2 protein-coding genes and 1 tRNA gene are annotated in these 1,440 nt (G+C 48.3%); all 3 read left to right on the top strand.

All coding sequences use genetic code 11. The annotated features are described in order from the left end of the window. On the top strand, positions 1-214 hold a 214-nt coding region (locus GOW09_RS22465), incomplete at its 5' end, for a hypothetical protein (protein ID WP_217360307.1). A gap of 41 nt (positions 215-255) precedes the next feature. Beyond that, positions 256-346: transfer RNA gene (locus GOW09_RS22240), tRNA-OTHER, on the top strand. After that, positions 304-1,125, top strand: coding sequence for a hypothetical protein (locus GOW09_RS22235; protein ID WP_171121067.1), 822 nt, complete (start codon positions 304-306; stop codon positions 1,123-1,125). Before GOW09_RS22240 ends, GOW09_RS22235 begins: the two co-directional genes overlap by 43 nt. The last annotated feature ends 315 nt before the right edge of the window (positions 1,126-1,440 follow it).

The raw sequence follows: 1,440 nt of genomic DNA, 5'->3' as shown, positions 1-1,440 counted from the left end.
GCCCCAAGGGGCGCTTTTTGCGTTTAGGGCATCTCACCACGGTGCTACACCGGTGCTACGCCACACTGCAAAGAACAGCGACGATGTTGCAACCAGTTCCGCGTCCCAAGCTCCCGAATCTCTCCCACAACAAAACCTCTCCAACATTCACCGTCAGTGCTGTCAGCACCGTCAGCCTAAAGACTCTGAGAAGAAGACCTTGAACCGTTTTTGATATTGACCTGAAATCAAGCGCTTATGTATCAATCTTCTCGAGGCGTCATAGTGTAATGGTAGCACGCCTGCCGATTAGAGGATTATACTTTGAAAGCAGGAAGCGCGGGTTCGAGTCCCGATGGCGTCACCAATTTTTCGGCTGCGACGCAACCACTCAGATTTTTTCTTGGCGAAGTCGGCGAAGCAGTGGCCTATCTGAACACAATTGTGGTTGGTTTAGATGCCGTAGAGAATGGCTACAAGAAGCCAGCCGGTTTGAAGATTTCGTGGAACCCCGATGACCAAAATGCAGCGGCAAGAAAAGCTCGCCGCTTTGCGGTTGAAGCCACTATGCAAAAGGTGTGTGGAGCCCTAAAGGAATATATCGCAACCATTTCAAATTTCAAACGGCTCACAGTTGTAGGAGAACGATGGTCCGGAAAAACAACCAGCGCAGAGAAAACTACCGACGTGGCTGAATTTCTCTTAGGAGAGGACGATTTTTTACATGTGGGAGCTTGCTTAACAATCCACTGGCGAAACCGTATAGTTCACAAACGTTCCAGTGCCAAACTAACCGCCAAACAAGAAAATCGACTGAGAAAACAAAAAGCTGCAATCAAATCTAACTTTGCTTCCCTAGATGTTGATAGATTACTGGATCATTTTGAGAAAGGTCGGCCGACGCTCAAAGATATCTCCACTTTGATTTCTTTTTCAATCCGATTTGTTAGGGAACTGGATCGCAAATTAAACCACGTGTCTAAGTTAGATCTTGATTACCTTCTTGATCGGTATGAGTTGACTAGTCGCGTTGAAAAGATAGAACGTGAAACGTCTCCGCCAAAGCGTTTTGATTCAATTGTACGGTTGCTGAAGACAGAGGCACCCGGATTGGTTGTGAGTTACCAAGAATATTATGATCGTTAATGTCCGCATGGCGGACTAAAGCGATGTTGAGAATTTACATATGGGCCCTTAGAAGTCTAAAAGCGCTCGACTGTTCAGGTCGAGCGCTTGAGCATTCGTTGCCGCGTGAATTTTCAATGGTTTGTTAATTCTATCACCCGCATCCCCGCTTTACCCTCCCGACTGAACGCGATGTTTACACCCTGTCGCCGCAGAACCGGCTGAACCCTACGCAGGGCCGCACCAAACCGCGCCTCAGACCGGGGAAAACTCTGGCTGTCTGTCAACGGCGGCGTAAAAACCTGCCATGGGGCGGAGCAAAAGTCGTCCACTGAT

Source organism: Ruegeria sp. HKCCA5463, assembly GCF_013034175.1.
Taxonomy (GTDB): Bacteria; Pseudomonadota; Alphaproteobacteria; order Rhodobacterales; family Rhodobacteraceae; genus Ruegeria.
The sequence above is the reverse complement of the archived record's forward strand: the minus strand, read 5'-3'. Positions and strand labels throughout refer to the sequence as shown.